The sequence below is a fragment of the Novosphingobium sp. SG754 genome (assembly GCF_013149315.1).
Classification (GTDB): domain Bacteria; phylum Pseudomonadota; class Alphaproteobacteria; order Sphingomonadales; family Sphingomonadaceae; genus Novosphingobium; species Novosphingobium capsulatum.
The window spans coordinates 201,041-221,038 of the sequence record NZ_JABGCC010000004.1; the positions used below are offsets into that span (position 1 = coordinate 201,041).

The window sequence follows — 19,998 nt, forward strand, 5'->3', positions numbered from 1 at the left end:
CACGCCCTCAATGCAGTTGCGAGGATTGTATCGTGGCGGGAATGCCGGCGATCCCCTCCATCGGGCGCGGGCCGGCCAGTTCCTTGCGCATCAGATCCAGCACCATGGAAAGGTGCGCGGCCGCCAGCGAGGCGCCTTGGTGATCGAGCACCGCCAGCGAGCCTTCCAGCTTGCCGATCAGGTCGGCCAGAACGGCCTTGTCGGCGCCGTTGCGATCCGAGGATTTCACGCAATCGTCCTCCCACTTCTTGGCGCCGATCAGGCCGCGCGTGCGCGCGCCCGCACCTCGACAGGCCTTAGAGCCGGCCTTGCAAGCCACCAGTGCAACCCGGCGCCCCGTTGCCCGCCATGGTGGCGGACGATGAAGGGGAATGTTCGACCTTGGTCTCATCTACGCGCCGCCACGCCTGCCCGCCACGGCTTTCCCCGCAGCTTTGGCGGTATCGCGCGCAACTAAGTCGTGTACCAGAATGGCCGCTTTTCAGATCATCTTCAGGGAAAAGCAGCATGTTAGATGGCTAATGAACGGCAGGCACGCGCGCCAGCCGTCACCACTCCCGCCGAAACGGAAGCAAAAGCGCGCGTATCCAGCGCCGCCGCCGCGTCCCTCAGCCAAGCCTGTGGACAGCCTTGGCGGCAAGTGTGACAGGCCGGCAGCGGGCTTGCCGCGCCCCCCTGCCCTCGCCTAACAGGTGCGCTATCTGCGTTTCCTGGCGAAAGTGACATCCCCCGATGAAAGGTCTGGTCCTGCCGTGGACAAGCGTGGGCATTGCCCTGGTCGCCGCTGCGGCCATGCCGTTTGCCGGCGCCAGCCTGTGGCTCGCCTTTGCGGTGCTGGTGGTGTGGCTGGCCTCACTGTGGCTCGCCAGCCCCGAGCCGGAGATCGTCCAGGTCCGGCCCGAGGAAGGCAGCGTCTCGCGCCAGGCCATGGTCGCCCTGGTGGAGCCGTTCAGCGTGCCGGTGCTGATGCTCGATCGCCAGCGCATAGCCTCGGCCAATGCCGCCGCGCGTGAGGCGCTGGGCCCGCATATCGTCGGGCAGGACGCGCGCGTGGCGCTGCGCCATCCCGAGGCGATCACCCTGCTCGACAAGCCCGAGGGAACCGCGCTGGTTCGCGGCCTGACCGGCGCGCGCAGCATCTGGCAGGTCAGCCGGGTGGCGATCGACGAACGCTTTTCGCTGATCGAGCTGGTCAACCGCACGGCCGAGGCCGATATCAGCCGCGCCCACACCGATTTCGTCGCCAACGCCAGCCACGAGTTGCGCACCCCGCTGGCCTCGATCATCGGCTATGTCGAAACCCTGGCCGATCCCGATGCGCGGGTCGATCCGGCCACGGCGGCCAAGTTCCACGCCACCGTGCTGCGTGAGGCCAAGCGCCTGCAGACGCTGGTGGAAGATCTCATGTCGCTCTCGCGCATTGAGGCGGAAAAGCACGAGTTCCCGCGCGAGCGCATCGATATCGGGCAGATGGCGCAAACCATCGCCAGCGAAGTGGGCTTCACCGTGGGTGACGAGCGCATCCTGCCCGAAACCGAAACCGGCGTGGTCTGTGGCGATCGCCAGCAGCTTGACCAATTGATCCGCAACCTGATCGACAATGCGCTCAAATATGGCGATGCGCAGGCCCCGGTGGCGGTGCGGGTCCACCGCGACGGCAGCGACGTGGTGCTGGAAGTGGCCGACCAGGGCGAAGGCATCCACCCCGATCACCTGCCCTATCTGACCCGGCGGTTCTACCGCTCTGACCCAGGCCGCAGCCGCGCGGCGGGTGGCACCGGGCTGGGCCTTGCCATCGTCAAGCACATCGTCGAGCGCCATCGTGGCAAACTCGATATCGCCAGCACATTGGGCGAAGGATCGACCGTGACCGTGCGCCTGCCCTTGGCCGCGCCAGAGGCGGCGCCAGCCGCTGCCTTGCCGGGCTGACCTGCCGGGCTGAACGGGCGTTTTTCAACGACACCATGGTTTTGTCACAAATGCCGCAGCTTTTGTCATAAAGCTGTCACACCCTGGTCGCATTGGCCGCTCATCCACCGGGACACTTCCTGGCCACGGGGAATGGAAGGTATTGCCATGGTCACGCTTCGCACACTTGCTCTGTCCACTGCCGCTTTGGGTTCGCTCGCTCTCGCCGGCTGCGGCGGCGCCGATTCCGGCAGCCGCGACCAGGTGCGTGCCGTCGGTTCGTCCACCGTCTATCCCTTTGCCAAGGCCGTGGCCGAGCAGCTCGCCAAGAGCGATCCCTCGATCAAGTCGCCGATCATCGAATCGACCGGCACGGGCGCCGGCATGAAGCTGTTCTGCGCCGGCGTCGGCCCGCAGCACCCCGATATCGAAGATGCCTCGCGCCGCATGAAGAAGTCGGAATTCGACGAATGCGTCGCCAATGGCGTGAAGGACATTGCCGAAATCCAGGTTGGCCTGGATGGCGTGGCGTTTGCCGAAGCCAAGGGCGGCGCCAATCTCGCGCTCACCCCGGAAGACATCTACAAGGCGCTGGCCAAGAACCCCTATGGCAAGCCCAACACCGCCAAGACCTGGGCTGACGTGAACCCGGCGCTGCCGGCCGATCCGATCCTGGTCTACGGCCCGCCGTCCACCTCGGGCACGCGCGATGCGCTCAAGGAACTGATCCTGGCCAAGGGCTGCGACGCCAATCCCGAGATGAAGGCGCTCAAGGACAGCGACAAGAAGAAGCACGACGATGTCTGCACCCAGGTGCGCGAAGACGGCGTCTATGTCGATGCCGGCGAGAACGACAACCTGATCGTGCAGAAGATCGAGGCCAATCCCAAGGCCATCGGCATTTTCGGCTTTTCCTATGTCGAATCCAATGCCGACCGCATCAAGGGCCTGACGATGAGCGGCATCACGCCGACCTATGAGACCATTTCCAACTTCAGCTATCCCGGCGCTCGGCCGCTCTACATCTATGTGAAGAAGGCGCACCTCAAGGCGATTCCGGGGCTTCAGGCCTATGTCACGCAATGGTCAAAGCTGTGGGGCAAGGATGGCACACTCGCCAAGCTCGGCATGGTGGTTGCGCCCGATGCCGTCCTGGCCGAAAGCGCCAAGGCCGTGACCACGATGCCGTCGCTCGACGGTTCGCAGCTCAAGTAAGAAAGGACGGGAAAGCCCAGTCATGTCGCCAGCCATTCTTCTCCTGCTCGCCTTCGGGCTGGGCCTTGTCGGCTGGCTGGCGGCCCGCTCGCGCGCCTGGGCGTTTCGCGCCAAGACGCCGGATGCGCGCCTGCATTCGCTGCCCAGCTTCCACGCCTGGTACGTGGCGCTGTGGATCGCGGTGCCGGCGCTGGTCTTTGCGCTGGTATGGAATGCGGTCAGCCCGGCGCTGATCACCGCGCATGTCCTGGCCGATCCGGCAGCGGCGGCCCTTCCGGGCTTTGGCTTTGAACGCGAAGCCATGCTGGCGCAGGCCCGCGCCGTCGCCGAAGGCAAAGCGTTTGGCGTGTTCATGCCCGAGGCCGAAGGGCTGATCGCGCCCTATCGCGTCGCGCTTGCCCGCTATGAATCGATCGGGCTGATCGTGACGATCCTGGTCGCGCTGGCTGGCGGGGCCTTTGCCTTCCTGCGCTTGAAGCCTGATTTCACCGCCCGCACGCGGGTGGAGCGGGCGGTCATGTCGCTGCTGCTGATCGCTTCGCTCGTCGCCATCCTCACCACGGCCGGCATCATCATCAGCCTGGTGTTCGAAACCGTGCGCTTCTTCGGCATGGTCTCGCCCATTGATTTCCTGTTCGGTACCCACTGGGCGCCCGATCCGATGAGCACCGGCGCGGTCGATGGCAAGCAGTTTGGCGCCATCCCGCTGTTCTGGGGCACGATCTATATCGGCGCGATCATTGCCATGCTGGTGGCCATCCCGCTTGGCCTGATGAGCGCGATCTACCTCACGCAATATGCTTCTTCCACCGTGCGCAAGGTGATCAAGCCGCTGCTCGAAATCCTCGCGGGCGTGCCCACGGTGGTATACGGCTATTTCGCCGCCCTCACCGTGGCGCCGGCGGTGCGCGATTTCGCGCAAGGCATCGGCATTTCCAGCGCCTCGACCGAAAGCGCGGTGGCTGCCGGCCTGGTCATGGGCGTGATGATCATTCCCTTCGTGTCATCGATGGCCGACGATTCCATCGCCGCCGTGCCCGATGCCCTGCGCGATGGCAGCCTGGCGATGGGCGCCACCCGCGCCGAAACCATCCGCAAGGTGCTGGTGCCGGCCGCGCTGCCCGGCATCGTCGCGGGCATCATGCTGGCGGTCAGCCGCGCGATCGGTGAAACCATGATCGTGGTGATGGCGGCCGGCGCCTCGGCCAATCTCACTGCCAATCCGTTTCAGTCGATGACCACGGTGACGTTCCAGATCGTTGCCATGCTCACCGGCGAAGGCAGCTTCGATCACCCGGCCACCCTTTCGGCCTTTGCCCTGGGCATGGTGCTGTTCCTTGTCACCCTGGCGCTCAACTTCATCGCCCTGCGCGTGGTGAAGCGCTATCGCGAAGCCTATGAGTGAGCCGATCATGGACACGCTGACTTCCTCTTCTGCCGATACGCTGGCCGCCCAGCGCCGCGCCCGCATGGCCGCGCGCCTGGCGCGCCGCCACACCGGCGACCGGCTGTTCAAGCTGGCTGGCCTGGGTGCCGTGGCGTTTTCCGCGCTGGTCCTGGTCTTCCTGCTGGTGTCGATGGCATCGAGTGGCCTGGCTGGTTTCCAGCGCAGCGAACTGCGCTTTGACCTGCCCCTGCGCGGCCAGCTTGCGATCGATCGCGATCGCCTGGGCCAGCCCGATCCGGCCAGCGCGCTGGAACTGGCAGGCCTGCCGGCCATGGTCGATGCCGCTGCCGAAAAGGGCCTGGGCCAGGGCGGCGCGGCGCTGCTTGCCGATGGTGCCTGGCGCGATGTTGCCGCGCAGATTGCGGCCAAGCCTGCGCTGCTGGACGAACCGAGCCTATCGCTTTCCCTGCCCGCCACCGACGAACTCGCCGCTGCCCAGCGTGGCGATGGCCCCGAAGGCTTGCGCCCTGTTGCGCGGCGCCTGGTCCAGGATGGCAAGCTGGTGCGCGCGTTCGACTGGGGCTTCCTGGCCCGCTCCGACGCTACCAGCCCGCAGGCCGTGGGCATCTGGGGCGCGCTCAAGGGTTCGATCATGACCATGCTGGTCACGATCGTGCTGGCTTTCCCGGTGGGCGTGCTCGCCGCGCTCTATCTGGAGGAATATGCCCCGCGCAACCGCTGGACCGACCTTATCGAAATCTCGATCAACAACCTGGCGGCCGTGCCCTCGATCATCTTTGGCCTGCTCGGCCTCGCGGTATTCCTCGCGATCTTCCCGCACTATCGCTCGGCCCCGCTGATCGGCGGCACGACGCTGGCGCTGATGACCATGCCAGTGATCGTGATTTCCGGGCGCAATGCGATCAAGGCAGTCCCGCCCTCGATCCGCGATGCCGCGCTGGCCATGGGCGCCAGCCCGGTCCAGGTGGTGTTCCACCACGTGCTGCCGCTGGCGCTGCCCGGCATCCTCACCGGCACAATCATCGGCATGGCCCGCGCGCTGGGTGAAACCGCGCCGCTGCTGATGATCGGCATGCGCGCCTTCGTTGCCTCGCCACCGGGCGATCTCATCTCGCCGGCCACGGTGCTGCCGGTGCAGATCTTCCTGTGGTCCGACGAAATCGACCGTGGCTTCATCGAGCGCACCAGCGCCGCGATCGTCGTCCTGCTGGTCTTCCTTCTGCTCATGAACGGTCTTGCCATCTACCTGCGCAACCGCTTCGAGAAACGGTGGTAACATGAACGCCCCCCTTCCCCTGAACGACGCCCCTGCCGAAGCCGCGGCGCAGATCTCTGCCTTGCCCGACGATGGCCCGGCCAAGATCAGCGCGCGCAACGTGTCGGTGTTCTATGGCGCCAAGCGCGCGATCGACGATGTCTCGATCGACGTGCCAAACGACTATGTCACCGCGTTCATCGGCCCCTCGGGCTGTGGCAAGTCCACGTTCCTGCGTTCGTTGAACCGCATGAACGACACAATCGCCAACGCGCGGGTCGAAGGCGAAATCCTGATCGATGGGCAGGATATCTACCGCTCCGGCATGGACGTGGTGCAGCTGCGCGCGCGCGTTGGCATGGTCTTTCAAAAGCCCAACCCGTTTCCCAAGTCGATCTATGAAAACATCGCGTATGGCCCGCGCATCCACGGGCTGACGACCAGCAAGAGCGAGCTTGACGGCATCGTCGAAACCTCGCTCCAGCGCGCCGGCCTGTGGGACGAAGTCAAGGATCGGCTCACCGACAGCGGCACCGCGCTTTCGGGCGGCCAGCAACAGCGCCTGTGCATCGCCCGCGCCATTGCCGTCGATCCCGAAGTGATCCTGATGGACGAGCCGTGCTCCGCGCTCGATCCCATCGCCACCGCGCGGATCGAGGAACTGATCGACGAATTGCGTGGCCGCTATGCCATCGTGATCGTCACCCACTCCATGCAGCAGGCCGCCCGCGTCTCGCAGCGCACCGCGTTCTTCCATATGGGCAAGATCGTGGAATATGGCACGACCTCGGACATCTTCACCAATCCGCGGGAAGAGCGCACCAAGGACTATATCACCGGGCGTTACGGGTAAGGATACGAGACGTGGCTGAACATACCGTCAAGGCATTCGACGAAGACATCACCCGCCTGCGCGGCCTGGTGGCGGAAATGGGCGGCCTGGCCGAACTTTCCATTACCGAGGCGATGGACGCCCTGGTCGGCGGCAACGAGGACCTGGCAACCAGCGTGATCGCGCGCGACAAGCGCATCGACCAGCTGGAAGGCGAGGTTGATCGCCTCGCCATCCGCGTGCTCGCCCTGCGCGCACCGATGGCCGACGACCTGCGCGAAGTGATCGCCGCGCTCAAGATCGCCGGCGTGATCGAGCGGATTGGCGACTATGCCAAGAACATCGCCAAGCGCGTGGGCCATATCGAGGGGCGCAAGCGCTTCGAACCGCTGACCCTGCTGCCGATCATGAACGAGCTGGCCAGCGACATGGTCCACGACGTGCTCACCGCCTATGCCGCGCGCGATGCCGTGGCCGCCGCCGAAATCGTGCGCCGCGATGCCAAGGTCGATGCGATCTACGACAGCGTGTTCCGCAATTTCGTGTCGTACATGGTGGAAAACCCCGCCACGATCAGCAGCGTCGCCCAGCTCATGTTCGTCGCCCGCAATATCGAGCGGATCGGCGACCAGGCCACCAATATTGCCGAAATCGTCCACTATGCCGCCACGGGCACCTACCTGCCCGAACGGGAAGACGTCATTCCGCCGGCGTGATCGCGGCGGGCGCATTATTCCCGCGCCGTTCGTCATGGCCACGTAACAATTGTCGTGCTTTCGCAAGGTTACGGTCAAGGTTCATCCCGGAGGTAATGCGTGTCTGCTCCCAAGCTGCTTCTCGTCGAAGACGACACCGCGCTGGCCGAACTCGTGGAATATCGCTTCCGCGGTGAAGGCTATGACGTGCGCAGCACCGACGATGGCGATGAAGCCCTGCTCCTGGCAGCCGAAGACACGCCCGATCTCGTGCTGCTCGATTGGATGATCGGTGGCACCAGCGGGATCGAGGTGTGCCGCCGCCTGCGCCGCAACAAGGCCACGGCCCATGTGCCGATCATCATGCTCACCGCGCGCAGCGACGAGGATGATCGCGTGCGCGGCCTGGAAACCGGCGCGGACGACTATGTCACCAAGCCGTTCTCGCCACGCGAACTCATCGCCCGCGTCGGCGCCGTGCTGCGCCGCGTGCGCCCGGCGCTGGCCGGCGAAACCATCACCGTGGGCGACATGAGCCTCGATCCCACCGCCCACCGCGTCACCCGGCGCGGCCAGACGATCAAGATCGGCCCCACCGAATTCCGCCTGCTCAAACATTTCATGGAACATCCCGGCCGCGTGTTTTCGCGCGGGCAGCTGCTCGATGCAGTGTGGGGCAGCGGCAGCGACATCGAACTGCGCACGGTTGACGTACATATCCGCCGCCTGCGCCAGGCGATCGCCCTGCCCGGCGCGGCCGACCCGGTGCGCACCGTGCGCTCCGCCGGCTACGCCCTGGAAGGCGTGTAACCATCCAAATCCTCCCCCACCCCGTGGGGGAGGTGGCAGCCCGCAGGGCTGACGGAGGGGGCATGTAACCGCCCTCACGCCAAAGCCGGCACCTGATGCGCCAGGAATTGCAGACAGTGGCGTAAGCGCGGTGTGCGCCCCTGGCGTGGCTCGAACAGTGCCACCACCGGCAACGCCGGCAGTTCCAGATCGGGCAGCACCGCCTCCAGCGCGCCACTCTCCAGGTCTTCGGCCACTTCCCACAGCGAATGCAGCGCCACGCCGGCTCCATCAAGGGCCCAGGCGCGCGCCACGTCGGCATCGTTGGTGGCCAGGCCCGCCGGCAGCGCCAGCCCCTCGGGCAGGCCCTCGCGCAGCACCGCGCCGGCTTCATCCAGCACCACCACGTGCTCGTGCCGGGCAAGATCATCCACCGCTTGCGGGCGCCCGCGCCGCTCCAGATAGGATGGCGCGGCACACAGCACGCGCGGGTTGCTGCCCAAACGGCGGCAGATCAGCGACGAAAGCGGCGGCGCGGCAAAACTGATCACCAGATCGTGCCCGCTCTCCACCGGATTGGCGAGCGCGGGCACGCTGTCGAGATGCACCGTCACATCGGCATGGGCGCGGGCAAAGCGCTGCAACAACTCGCCCAGGCGGCGGCGGCCAAAGGCCAGGGTCGTTGCCACTTTCAGCGTGCCCGCCGGGCCAAAGGCGCGCGTGCGAATCACGGTTTCGGCCCGTTCCATGTCGGCCAGGGCCTGCCCGGCCTGGCGATAGAAGATTTCGCCTTCCTCGGTCAGCGAAAGGTGGCGGCTGTTGCGCCGGACCAGCGCCACGCCCAGGCGCGCCTCCAATTGGGCCAGGCGGCGGCTGACCACCGGCAGCGACAGGCCCAGGCGTACTGCCGCCTGCGACAGGCTACCCGCCTCGGCCACGCGGACGAATGAAACCAGTTCGGAATAACGATCTGCCATTAACCGAGGATAGGAAACGCGTATTGCGCCGCAATATGCCCAAGGTTGCAGAACTGTTTGAAATCGTTGCCCGCTGCCGGATTTGCGATTTAATGCCCTGATCCATCTGATGTTTTCAAAATCTGCAAGCCACGGTTGCCGGCCATGGGCATTCCCATTTCCCTGGCGCGTCGCAAAATGAAAGGGCGATGGCGTGCCATTGTGGTACCGCCGATGAGACACGGGAACCTGTCGATGGCCTTTGCATTCCCCTTTCGCAACGCCGCACCTGCCGCCGCGTATGGCGCCGAAGCGCCCCTGCGCTGGAACGATATCGAGGCGCTGCCGGTGCACTGCGCCGTGCTGGCCATGGCCGTGCTGGCCTGGCTGGCGATCAACGAAGAAGGGCAGACACTGCAACTGGCGCTTGCCAAGGTGATCGGTATTATCGGCTGCATCGCGCTGCGCCGGGCCTGGCTGGGCATGGATCGCCCCGATGACCCGGCGCCGCGCCCCTGATCAAAGGTTCAAACAGGCATGATCGTTGGCAAGACCCCGCGTATCCGCATGACGTTCGTGGCGGCGTGGAACACGCTGCTCGCCCTGTTCGTGTGGGATGTGGCGGTAACCGTCTTCTATTATTTCACGCCCTTCCCCGCCCCGGCCCTACCCTTGACGATCTTCGGCACCGGGCTGGCGCTGCTGCTGGGGTTCCGGGTCAATTCGGCCTATGCCCGCTGGTGGGAAGGCCGCATCGTGTGGGGCGCGATGACCAACGCCTCGCGCAGCCTGGCGCGCGCGGTGGGCGCCGCCCTGCCCGATCATGCGGCGGGCCAGGCCATGCGCCACGACGTGGTGCGCCGCCACATCGCCTATGTCCACGTGCTGCGCCACCAGTTGCGCGGGCAAGACCCGGCTGAAAGCGCGCAGCGCGTGCTGGGCGACGCGGAAATACCCGAACTCGCGCGGCGCAACCCGGCCAATGGCCTGCTCGAAGGCAATGGCATGCGCCTGGCCTCCGCGCTGCGTCAGGGCTGGATCGATACCGTGCAGTTGAGCCGGATCGAGGCGATCATGGTCGATATCAGCAACGCCCAAGGCGCCATGGAACGGCTGCGCAACACCCCGCTGCCCGCGCAGTACCGCAGCTTTCCGACGTTCTTCACGCGCCTGTTTTGCGTGCTGCTGCCGATTGGTCTGGTCGAAACGCTGGGACCAGCCACGCCGCTTGGCTCGGCGCTGGCGGGCTTCATGTTCCTGGCCGCGCTGCAGATCGGCGATGACCTGGTCAATCCGTTCGCCAACACGATTCACGACGCCCCGCTCACGGCGATGTGCGCCACGATCGAATCCGACTGCAATGAAAGCCTCGGCCTGCCGCCCGTTCCAGTGGTTCAGCCCGAAGGCGGCATCCTCTGGTAAATCAGAGCCCGATCAGCGGCGAGATATCGAGGTCAGATGCCGTGACCCAGCCTTCGCGGAAGTTGGCATAGAGCACGGCAAAGACCACCGCCGATACTAGCGTTGCGCGCAAGGCCACCATGCCGGGCCGGAAATTGATCGGCGCGCTGGTGGCGTGGCCCACGGTGGGCCGCACCCCGGCATCATGCGGGGTGCGCAGGCCAAAGGGCAGCACGGCAAAGGCCGCCAGCACCCAGATCAGGGCATAGACCGCCAGCATCGAGCCAAAACGCATCGTTCTCTCCCTCTTACGCCGTGCGGCTGCTGCCGGCTCAACGTTCGCGCAGCAGCACCTGCACCACCGGCTTCTTGCCCGACCAGCGCTGCGCCGTGCGTCTTACCGCAAGCCGCACGCATTCGGCAACGGCCAGGCGGTCGCGCTTGCGGTCGCCCTTGAGGGCTTTCAGCGCCTTGGACACGTCCTCGCGCGCCTCTTCCAGGAACGGCTCCATGTCCTCTTCCAGGGGCACGCCAATGCAGCCGATGTCCACGCCAGAGGCCTGCTTGCCTTCGGCGGTGACCGCCAGGGCCACGCTGACCAGGCCATTGTTGCCCAGCTTGCGCCGCGCGGCCATCGCCTCGCCATCGGCCGGGGCGATGATATCGCCATCCAGCACCAGGCGGCCATTGCGCTCCGTGCTCAGCTTGACCGGCCCATTGGGGGCCAGGCGCACCAGATCGCCGTTCTTCTGCAGGATGGTCTTGGGAATGCCCTCGGCCTTGCCCAGCGCGGCCTGCTCGGCCATGTGGCGGATTTCGCCATGCACCGGCACCAGGATCTTGGGGCGCAGCCAATCATACAGCGCCACCAGTTCCGGCCGACCAGGGTGACCCGAAACGTGGATCATCGATTGCTTGTCGGTGATCAGGCGCACGCCCTTTTCCACCAGCGCGTTCTGCACGCGGCCGATGGCCAGTTCGTTGCCGGGAATCTGGCGGCTGGAAAACACCACTGCATCGCCCGATTCCAGCGAGATCGGATGCTGGCCGCCAGCGATACGGGCCAGCGCGGCGCGCGCCTCACCCTGTCCGCCAGTGGCCAGGATCAGCACTTCACCGCGCGGCAGGTCCATCGCCGCGTCCATGCTGATAGGATCGGGAAAATCAAGCAGATAGCCCGATGCCTGCGACACCTTGATGATGCGATCGAGCGAGCGCCCGGCCACGCACAGCTGCCGCCCGGTGGCCTCGGCCACTTCGGCCAGGGTCTGCAAGCGCGCCACGTTGGAGGCAAAGGTCGTCACCACCACGCGCCGGCCCTTGAGCTCGGCAATGGTTTCGAGCAGCCCGGCCCGCACCGCACCTTCCGAGCCGGACGGCTTGGGATTGAACACATTGGTGGAATCGCACACCAGCGCCAGCACGCCTTCGTCACCGATGGCGGTCAGTTCTTCCTCGGTAGCCGGCGTGCCCACGCGCGGCTCGTCGTCGAGCTTCCAATCCCCGGTGTGGAACACGCGGCCATAGGGCGTGTCGATCACCAGGGCATTGCCCTCGGCGATGGAGTGCGCCAGCGGCACATAGCGGATGTCGAACGCGCCGAGCGAGAGGCTGCCCTCGTTCTGGATCACGTTCAGTTCGACGCTGTTCTCGATGCCGGCTTCCACCAGCTTTTCATTCACCAGGCGCGCGGTAAACGGCGTGGCATAGAGCGGCACGCCCAGTTCCTGCGCGAAATAGGGCACGGCACCGATATGATCTTCGTGCGCGTGGGTCAGGACGATGCCGAGCAGATCCTTCTTGCGCGCTTCGATGAATTCCAGATCGGCAAAGACGAGTTCGACGCCGGGATACCAGGGATCGGCAAAGGTCATGCCCAGGTCGACCATCAACCACTTGCCGTCACACCCATAGAGGTTGACGTTCATCCCGATCTCGCCCGAACCACCAAGGGCGAGAAACAGCAATTCCTTTCCGGGCTTCACTCTTGTGTCCTGTTCTGGGCGGCCGCGATGGCGCGCTCTGCAAGCAAGGCCATGCCGTCCAACGTCAGGTCGGGGTCGACATGGTCAAAAATCCGCGTGTGGCGGTCAAACAATACGGCCAGCCCGCCCGTGGCAATCACCTTGGCCGGTTGGCCGATTTCGGCGCGCATCCGGGCGATCAGGCCTTCCATCATGGCAACATAGCCCCAGAACACGCCGATGTGCATCTGGTCTTCGGTGTTGCGCCCTATCACGCTTTCGCCCTGGCGCGGCACGGAAATGGCGATGCGCGGCAATTTCGCCGCCGCACTCACCAGCGCGTCGAGCGAGAGGTTGATCCCCGGCGCAATGATCCCGCCCTTGTAGGTGCCTTGTGGGTCTACCCAGTCAAACGTCGTCGCCGTGCCGAAATCGATGATGATCAGGTGCTGCCCGGGATGGGCGGCATGGCCGGCAATCACGTTCAGCGCGCGATCCGCGCCGAGCGAGCGTGGCTCGTCCACATCGGCGACAAAGCCCCATTCGGCCAGGCCCTGCCCCGCCACCAGCGCTTCCAGGCCGAAATACTTGTCGGCCAGAACCTGCAGGTTGTGCAGCGCGCGCGGCACCACCGTGGAAATCACGATCTGGCGCACGGCATCGCGCGCAAAGCCCTGGATCTGCATCAGTTGCAGCAGCCACACGGCGTATTCGTCGGCCGTGCGGCGCGGATCGGTGGCCACGCGCCAGCGCGCGCGGATCGTGCGATCCTCGAACAGGGCAAACACCACGTTGGTATTGCCGACATCAACCGCCAGCAGCATTACGCATCTCCTTGGGCCGCTGGTGGCGTGGGATCACCCACCAGATCGACATCGCCGGCATGAATCGCAAGGGTGCGGCCATCGGCCAGGCGCAACTGGGCCACGCCATCGGCATCGATGCCGGCAAAGGCACCCATGATCATGCCATGGTCGCGATCGTTGACGGAAACCAGCGTGCCACGCGGCACCGCCCGCTCTTCCCAGGCGCTGCGCAAGATAGGCCATTGCCCGGCATGCCAGGCGCCAAGCCGCGCGGCCCAGGCGCTTGCCAGGGCCGCGGCAAAGGCATCACGCGCAATAGCGTGGCCCAATGCCGCAAGGGAAACGGTCTGCCGCCCCGGCACATCGGGCGCGGCGGCGAGGTTCACGCCGATGCCGACCACCACGGTCTGGCCCACCCGTTCCAGCAGGATACCCGCCAGCTTGGCCTGGCCCACCAGCAGATCGTTGGGCCATTTCAGGTACAGTCCGGGTAGCCCCGGTGCGACGCCGGCCACCGCATCCCACAGCGCCAGGCCGGCAACCAGCGCCAATGTCTGGGGCGCGGTTTCATGGGCCGCCAGTTGCACGGCGGTAGAGCCCATGAAGTTGCCGAAGCCATCGCTCCACACCCGGCCGGATCGGCCGCGCCCCGCGCTCTGCCGATCGGCGATCAGCCAGTGCCCCTCCAAAAGGCAATCCCCCCCACCAGCGCGCGCCACAAGGGCCGCGTTGGTGGAGGGGATTTCTTTTACGTATTCGAGCAAGGGCGGCTCAGGCCACGTGGAACAGCGCGGCTGCCGCATTGCCGGCAAGCACGTGCAGCCAGTTGGTCAGCAGGTAGCCCAGCGGCGAAATGAACAGCGTGGCCACCACCAGCAACACGGTATGGGCCAGTTCGCTCTTGCCCGTCACCTTGTCGGTCGCCTCATCAAAGTAAAGCACCTTGACGACCTTGAGGTAGTAGAACGCGCCGATCACCGAGGCAGCGATACCGATCGCGGCCAGCGCCAGCAGATTGGCCTGCACGGCCGCCTGGAACACCACGAACTTGCCCCAGAAACCGAACAGCGGCGGGATACCGGCCAGGCTGAACATGACCGCAGCCAGCGCTGCGGCCAGGCCCGGGCGCGTCTTGGACAGGCCGGCCATGTCGGAAATCGCTTCCACCGGCTCGCCATCGGCGTCCTTGAGCATCAGCACGGCGACAAAGCCCGCCACCGACATCGCCACGTAGATCGCCAGATAGACCAGCATCGCGGCCGCGCCCGGCTGGTTGGCACAGGCCAGGCCGATCAGCATGAAGCCAACGTTGTTGATCGACGAATAGGCCATCAGGCGCTTGATGTTGTTCTGCCCGATCGCACCCAGCGCGCCGATCACGATCGACAGCAGCGCGGCAAAGATCACGATCTGCTGCCAGGCGTGGACCTGGGTGCCGAATGCTTCGAGGCTGACACGCATCAGCAGCGTGAGCGCAGCGACCTTGGGCGCCGTGGCAAAGAAGGTCGTCACCGGGGTCGGCGCGCCTTCGTAAACGTCGGGCGTCCACATGTGGAACGGCGCGGCGCTGATCTTGAACGCCAGGCCAGCCAGCACGAAGACCACGCCAAAAGTGGCGCCGGTGGACAGGCCATGGCTGAGCGCCAGACGAATGCCTTCAAAGCTGGTCGTGCCGGTGAAGCCATAGGTCAGGCTGACGCCATAGAGCAGGATACCCGAGGCGAGCGAGCCAAGCACGAAGTACTTGAGGCCCGATTCCGCCGAGCGTTCGTCGCTGCGCAGCATCGAGGCCAGGACATACGAAGCAAGGCTGTTGAGTTCGAGACCGATATACAGCGCGAGAAGATCGCCGGCCGACACCATGATCCCCATGCCCAGCGCGGCAAACAGCACCAGCAGCGGAAATTCCGCGCGCATGCCGCGCACGCGTTCAAAGAACGCAGGCGCCACGATCAGCGTCACGCCGGCACCGGCATAGATCAGCAGCTTGGCAAAGGCGGCAAAGGCATCGGCATGATACTGGCCGGCAAAGGCCGTCACCGCCGGGCCCATCGCCGAACCACACAGCGCGGGCGCGGCGATCAGGGCGCAGACGGTCAGGACCGCCACCGACAGGATCGAGATCAGGCGCGAAGCCTTGTCACCGGCCCAGGCCGCCACCAGCAGCAGGATCAGGCCGGAAATGCTGAGCACTTCCTCGGCCAGGGTGATCTGGAGAGAGCGAAGCAGTTCCATCAGTGCGCCTCCCCGTGCGCGGCTTCTTCATGGGCAGCGGCACCAACCGGCTGGGCCACCCCGAGTTTCAGTTGCGCGTCGCCCTTGGGCTTGGCCGGGGCCACGCGCGCTTCAAGCGCGGCGATATCCTTGCGCATCGGCGCCAGGAAGCTTTCCGGATAGACGCCCATCCACAGCACCACGGCGGCCAGCGGCACCATCATTGCCCACTCGCGCTTGTCGAGATCGAGCATGGCGGCAGCGTCGGCGTTCTTCTGGTCGCCAAAGATCACGCGGCGATAGAGGTAAAGCATATAGGCCGCACCCAGGATGATCCCGGTGGTGCACACCAGCGCCACCCAGCTGCTTTCGGCATAAACGCCCATCAGCGAGAGGAATTCACCCACGAACCCGCTGGTGCCCGGCAGGCCGATCGAGGCCATGGTGAACAGCAGCATGAACAGCGCGTAGTACGGCATGTTGATGGCAAGGCCGCCATAGCGCGTGATTTCACGGGTGTGCAGGCGATCATAGATCACGCCCACGCCCAGGAACAGCGCGCCGGCCACCAGGCCATGGCTGAGCATGATCAGCATCGAGCCTTCGAGACCCTGCGTGTTGAACGCGAAGAGGCCGATGGTCACGATCGCCATGTGCGCGACCGAGGAATAGGCGATCAGCTTCTTGATGTCCTGCTGAACCAGCGCGATCAGCGAGGTGATCACCACCGCCGCCATCGACAGGCCCCACACCAGCGGCGCGAACTGCGCCGAGGCTTCGGGGAACATCGGCAGCGAGAAGCGGATGAAGCCGTAGCCACCCATCTTGAGCAGCACGCCCGCCAGGATCACCGAGCCGGCGGTGGGTGCCTGCACGTGGGCATCGGGCAACCAGGTGTGTACCGGCCACATCGGCATCTTCACCGCAAAGCTGGCAAAGAATGCAAGCCACAGCCAGGTCTGCGCATGGACCGGGAAGTTGTAGGCCATCAGGGTCGGGATGTCGCTGGTGCCGGCCACGTTGACCATCCAGAACATCGCGATCAGCATCAGCACCGAGCCGAGCAGCGTGTAGAGGAAGAACTTGTAGCTGGCGTAGATGCGGTCCGCCCCGCCCCAGATGCCGATGATCAGATACATCGGGATCAGGCCGGCTTCGAACATGATGTAGAACAGGAATAGGTCCTGCGCGGTGAAGACGCCGATCATCAGCGTCTCCATCAGCAGGAACGCCGCGTAGTATTCACCGGCGCGCTTCTCGATCGAGTTCCAGCTGGCGCCGATGCAGATCGGCATGAGGAACACGGTCAGCGCGATCAGCAGCAGGGCGATGCCATCAATGCCCAGCTTCCATTCAAAGCCGGAAAAGAGCGCGGCCCGCTCCTGGAACTGCCACTGCGCGCCGCCCACGTCGAAGTGCATCCACAGGACAACGCCCAGGACGAAATCGATGAGCGTGGCGATCAGCGCGATCAGGCGGGCCTGCTCGCGGTTGGCCTTGAGGACCAGGCCGGCGCCGACGAGCGGCACCAGCAGCATGAGCGAAAGGATCGGAAAGCCGGTCATTGTGCGATCACCCAGCTGATCGCGCCGACGAGACCGACGAGCATGACCAGCGCATAGCTGTAGAGATATCCGGACTGGAGCTTGACCGCCCCGCGGCTGCCCTGCGCCACCAGCCAGGCGGCGCCGTTCGGGCCAAAGCGATCGATGATCCCGATATCACCCACCTTCCAGAACACGCGGCCGAGCCACAGCGCGGGGCGCACGAAGATGAAGTGATAGAGTTCGTCGAAGTACCACTTGTTGAGCAGGAAGCGGTAGAGGAAGCCGAACTGGTTCACGAAAGCCGCCGGGAACGCCGGGTTCACGACATAGGCATAAGTCGCGATCAGGAAGCCAGTGACCATCACCGCGAACGGCGACCACTTCACCCAGGTCGGCACATGGTGCGCGGCGTGGATCAGGTGCTCGCTGTAGACCAGCGCGCCCTTCCAGAACTCACCCGTCCCTTCGCTGATGAACGCGTGTGCGAACACCCAACCTGCGAAGATGGCGCCGAGCGACAGCACGACCAGCGGCACCAGCATGACCAGCGGGCTTTCGTGCGGGTGATAGCCCGCCGTGCCGTCGCTGTGTTCGTCATGGTGATGATGATCGTGGCCATGCGCGTGGGCGTGATCATGCCCATGATCGCCGTGGCCATGCGCATCGTGCACGGCATGCTGGATATGCTCCGACTGTTCCCAGCGCGGCTTGCCGAAGAAGGTCAGATAGACCAGGCGCCACGAATAGAAGCTGGTGAGCAGCGCGGCGAACACGCCCATGAAGAAGGCAAAGTGCCCGAGTTCGGTGCCCTTGGCCCAAGCGGCCTCGATGATCGCATCCTTCGAGAAGAAACCGGCGAAACCGATCTCGAATGCACCCACCCCGGTAATGGCCAGCGTGCCGGCCATCATGGCGAAGAAGGTCAGCGGGATCTTCTTCCGCAGGCCACCGTAATAGCGCATGTCCTGTTCGTGGTGCATGGCATGGATCACCGAGCCGGCACCCAGGAACAGCAGCGCCTTGAAGAACGCGTGCGTGAACAGGTGGAACATCGCCGCGCCATAGGCGCCAACGCCGGCGGCAAAGAACATGTAGCCGAGCTGCGAGCAGGTCGAATAGGCGATCACGCGCTTGATGTCGGTCTGCGTCGTGCCGATCGTGGCGGCAAAGAAGCAGGTCATCGCGCCGATGAAGGTGACGAAGCTGGTCGCCGTCGGGCTCAGTTCGAACAGCGGCGACAGGCGGCAAACCATGAACACGCCGGCGGTCACCATGGTGGCCGCGTGGATCAGCGCCGACACCGGGGTCGGGCCTTCCATGGCGTCAGGCAACCAGGTGTGCAGGCCGAGCTGCGCCGACTTGCCCATCGCGCCGATGAACAGCAGGATGCAGATCACCGTGGCGGTATCGAGGCGATAGCCCAGGAAACCGATGGTCGAGCCCGAAAGGACGGCTGGCGCATCGTGCAGGATCTGTGGGATCGACACGGTGTGGAACACCAGGAACGTCGCAAAGATGCCCATCATGAAGCCAAGGTCGCCCACGCGGTTGACCACGAAGGCCTTCATCGCGGCGGCATTGGCGCTGGGCTTGCGGAACCAGAAGCCGATCAGGAGGTACGAGGCCAGGCCCACGCCTTCCCAGCCGAAGAACATCTGCACCAGGTTGTCGGCCGTCACCAGCATCAACATGGCAAAGGTGAACAGCGACAGATAGGCGAAGAAGCGCGGCTGATCGGGTTCCTCGCTCATGTACCCCCAGGAATAGAGGTGCACGAGGAACGAGACGGTGGTGATCACCACCAGCATGATCGCGGTGAGCGTATCGACGCGCAGCGCCCAGAGGAAATCGAGATCGCCCGACTTCACCCAGTGCAGCACGGGCGTAACGCTCGCTTCGGCATGGCCGCCCAGGAACGAGAGGAAGATCGGCCACGACAGCGCGCAGGAAAAGAACAGCGCGCCGGTGGTGATCACCTTCGACGGGATCAGGCCCAGTTTCTTGTTGCCAAGGCCGGCAACGATCGCTGCCAGAAGCGGCAGGAAGACGATGACGTTGATGGACGACATGGGTTCAGCCCTTCATCCGGTTGACGTCGTCGACGGCAATCGTGCCGCGGCCACGGAAGTAGATGACAAGAATGGCAAGACCGATCGCCGCTTCGCCCGCTGCCACCGTGAGCACGAACATCGCGAAGATCTGGCCGACCAGATCATGCAGGAAGACGCTGAAAGCGACCAGGTTGAGGTTCACCGACAGCAGGATCAGCTCGATCGACATCAGCAGAATGATGACGTTCTTGCGGTTGAGGAAAATCCCCAGCACGCCGAGCACGAACAGGATCGCGCTGACGAAGACATAATGTTCGATGCCGATCATCAGAGCGTTACCCCCTTCCCGACTTCCGGCTGAAGATTGATGGTCGCCTCTTCCGGACGGCGCGAGATCTGGCTGCTCGGCTTCTGGCCGCGCACATCGCCACGCTGGCGATGGGTCAGCACGATGGCGCCGATCATGGCCACCAGCAGGATAATACCGGCGGTTTCGAACAGGAAGAGATAGCGCGAATAGAGCAGCGCTCCGATGGCCGCCGTGTTGGACAGCCCCGCCACCGGTGCAGTCGCCGCATCAGGCGTACCCAGCACCAGGCCACCGGCCTTGTAGGCGCCCACGCCCATGACCAGTTCGGCCAGGAACACGAAGGCCAGGGCAAAGCCGAGCGGGAAGTTCTTGATGAAGCCGGCCCGCAGCTGCGCGAAGTCGATGTCGAGCATCATGACGACGAACAGGAACAGCACCGCCACCGCGCCGACATAGACGATCACCAGCAGCATCGCGATGAACTCGGCGCCGATCAGGATCATGAGGCCAGCAGCGTTGAAGAACGCCAGGATCAGCCAGAGCACCGAGTGCACCGGATTGCGGGCGAGAATGGTCACCGCGCCCGAAAAGATCGTAAGCGTGGCAAAGAGATAAAAGGCAATTGCCTGGATCATGACGCGCGCCCC

The 19,998-nt window shown here is 64.9% G+C and carries 20 protein-coding genes; 9 read left to right on the forward strand and 11 right to left on the reverse strand.

Translation table 11 applies throughout. The features are described from left to right. Positions 1-7 precede the first annotated feature (7 nt). On the reverse strand, positions 8-319 hold the full coding sequence (locus tag FHW97_RS11610) for a hypothetical protein (RefSeq protein ID WP_171799045.1): 312 nt from the start codon (positions 317-319) through the stop codon (positions 8-10). Between the two features lie 413 nt (positions 320-732). On the opposite strand from FHW97_RS11610, the gene FHW97_RS11615 reads away from it, so the two are divergent. The 7 genes from FHW97_RS11615 to phoB all read left to right on the forward strand — a co-directional run bounded on the left by FHW97_RS11615 (position 733) and on the right by phoB (position 8,123). Further along, on the forward strand, positions 733-1,929 hold the full coding sequence (locus tag FHW97_RS11615) for a cell wall metabolism sensor histidine kinase WalK (RefSeq protein WP_171799046.1): 1,197 nt from the start codon (positions 733-735) through the stop codon (positions 1,927-1,929). Positions 1,930-2,076: 147 nt separating this feature from the next. Beyond that, positions 2,077-3,123: a substrate-binding domain-containing protein gene (locus FHW97_RS11620; protein WP_171799047.1), complete on the forward strand. Its 1,047-nt coding sequence runs from the start codon at positions 2,077-2,079 to the stop codon at positions 3,121-3,123. 22 nt (positions 3,124-3,145) lie between these two features. Next, complete coding sequence (gene pstC / locus FHW97_RS11625) at positions 3,146-4,528, forward strand: phosphate ABC transporter permease subunit PstC (RefSeq protein ID WP_022675553.1); 1,383 nt, start codon at positions 3,146-3,148, stop codon at positions 4,526-4,528. A 7-nt stretch (positions 4,529-4,535) separates the two neighbouring features. Further along, positions 4,536-5,807, forward strand: coding sequence for a phosphate ABC transporter permease PstA (gene pstA / locus FHW97_RS11630; RefSeq protein ID WP_253941750.1), 1,272 nt, complete (start codon positions 4,536-4,538; stop codon positions 5,805-5,807). A 1-nt stretch (position 5,808) separates the two neighbouring features. Continuing rightward, the gene (gene pstB, locus FHW97_RS11635) at positions 5,809-6,639 is read left to right on the forward strand and encodes a phosphate ABC transporter ATP-binding protein PstB (RefSeq protein ID WP_107715613.1); all 831 of its coding nucleotides are present in this window, start codon (positions 5,809-5,811) and stop codon (positions 6,637-6,639) included. 11 nt (positions 6,640-6,650) lie between these two features. Next, the gene (phoU, locus tag FHW97_RS11640) at positions 6,651-7,334 is read left to right on the forward strand and encodes a phosphate signaling complex protein PhoU (protein WP_171799049.1); all 684 of its coding nucleotides are present in this window, start codon (positions 6,651-6,653) and stop codon (positions 7,332-7,334) included. Between the two features lie 99 nt (positions 7,335-7,433). Continuing rightward, positions 7,434-8,123 carry a phosphate regulon transcriptional regulator PhoB gene (gene phoB / locus FHW97_RS11645; RefSeq protein WP_022676280.1) on the forward strand — a complete coding sequence of 230 codons (690 nt, stop codon included), beginning with the start codon at positions 7,434-7,436 and terminating at the stop codon, positions 8,121-8,123. Between the two features lie 74 nt (positions 8,124-8,197). Here phoB and FHW97_RS11650 read toward each other — a convergent pair whose 3' ends face one another. Next, positions 8,198-9,079, reverse strand: a complete 882-nt coding sequence (locus FHW97_RS11650) for a LysR family transcriptional regulator (protein WP_171799050.1) — start codon at positions 9,077-9,079, stop codon at positions 8,198-8,200. A gap of 234 nt (positions 9,080-9,313) precedes the next feature. Between FHW97_RS11650 and FHW97_RS11655 the strand changes: the two genes are divergently transcribed. Together FHW97_RS11655 and FHW97_RS11660 are read left to right on the forward strand one after the other, a co-directional pair. Further along, on the forward strand, positions 9,314-9,577 hold the full coding sequence (locus FHW97_RS11655; RefSeq protein WP_022676283.1) for a hypothetical protein: 264 nt from the start codon (positions 9,314-9,316) through the stop codon (positions 9,575-9,577). Between the two features lie 18 nt (positions 9,578-9,595). Then, a complete protein-coding gene (locus tag FHW97_RS11660; RefSeq protein WP_022676284.1) occupies positions 9,596-10,480 on the forward strand; it encodes a bestrophin family protein in 885 nt (294 codons plus the stop codon). A gap of 1 nt (position 10,481) precedes the next feature. Here the strand turns inward: FHW97_RS11660 and FHW97_RS11665 are convergent, their stop codons facing one another. The 9 genes from FHW97_RS11665 to FHW97_RS11705 are packed head-to-tail and all read right to left on the reverse strand — an operon-like array spanning position 10,482 to position 19,986. Next, complete coding sequence (locus FHW97_RS11665) at positions 10,482-10,754, reverse strand: DUF1467 family protein (protein WP_054132231.1); 273 nt, start codon at positions 10,752-10,754, stop codon at positions 10,482-10,484. Between the two features lie 37 nt (positions 10,755-10,791). Beyond that, on the reverse strand, positions 10,792-12,387 hold the full coding sequence (locus FHW97_RS11670; RefSeq protein WP_216647746.1) for a ribonuclease J: 1,596 nt from the start codon (positions 12,385-12,387) through the stop codon (positions 10,792-10,794). 53 nt (positions 12,388-12,440) lie between these two features. Further along, positions 12,441-13,247, reverse strand: coding sequence for a type III pantothenate kinase (locus FHW97_RS11675; RefSeq protein WP_022676287.1), 807 nt, complete (start codon positions 13,245-13,247; stop codon positions 12,441-12,443). Beyond that, positions 13,247-14,032 (reverse strand): biotin--[acetyl-CoA-carboxylase] ligase, encoded by a 786-nt coding sequence (locus FHW97_RS11680; protein ID WP_022676288.1) that lies wholly within the window; start codon positions 14,030-14,032, stop codon positions 13,247-13,249. The genes FHW97_RS11675 and FHW97_RS11680 overlap by 1 nt, the downstream gene beginning before the upstream one ends. After that, positions 14,001-15,464 carry an NADH-quinone oxidoreductase subunit NuoN gene (gene nuoN / locus FHW97_RS11685; protein WP_022676289.1) on the reverse strand — a complete coding sequence of 488 codons (1,464 nt, stop codon included), beginning with the start codon at positions 15,462-15,464 and terminating at the stop codon, positions 14,001-14,003. The genes FHW97_RS11680 and nuoN overlap by 32 nt, the downstream gene beginning before the upstream one ends. Next, on the reverse strand, positions 15,464-17,008 hold the full coding sequence (locus tag FHW97_RS11690) for an NADH-quinone oxidoreductase subunit M (RefSeq protein ID WP_022676290.1): 1,545 nt from the start codon (positions 17,006-17,008) through the stop codon (positions 15,464-15,466). The genes nuoN and FHW97_RS11690 overlap by 1 nt, the downstream gene beginning before the upstream one ends. Then, positions 17,005-19,059 carry an NADH-quinone oxidoreductase subunit L gene (nuoL, locus tag FHW97_RS11695; RefSeq protein ID WP_171799052.1) on the reverse strand — a complete coding sequence of 685 codons (2,055 nt, stop codon included), beginning with the start codon at positions 19,057-19,059 and terminating at the stop codon, positions 17,005-17,007. The genes FHW97_RS11690 and nuoL overlap by 4 nt, the downstream gene beginning before the upstream one ends. A gap of 4 nt (positions 19,060-19,063) precedes the next feature. Further along, positions 19,064-19,369: an NADH-quinone oxidoreductase subunit NuoK gene (nuoK, locus tag FHW97_RS11700; protein ID WP_022676292.1), complete on the reverse strand. Its 306-nt coding sequence runs from the start codon at positions 19,367-19,369 to the stop codon at positions 19,064-19,066. Then, positions 19,369-19,986, reverse strand: coding sequence for an NADH-quinone oxidoreductase subunit J (locus tag FHW97_RS11705; RefSeq protein ID WP_022676293.1), 618 nt, complete (start codon positions 19,984-19,986; stop codon positions 19,369-19,371). Before FHW97_RS11705 ends, nuoK begins: the two co-directional genes overlap by 1 nt. Positions 19,987-19,998: the final 12 nt, after the last annotated feature.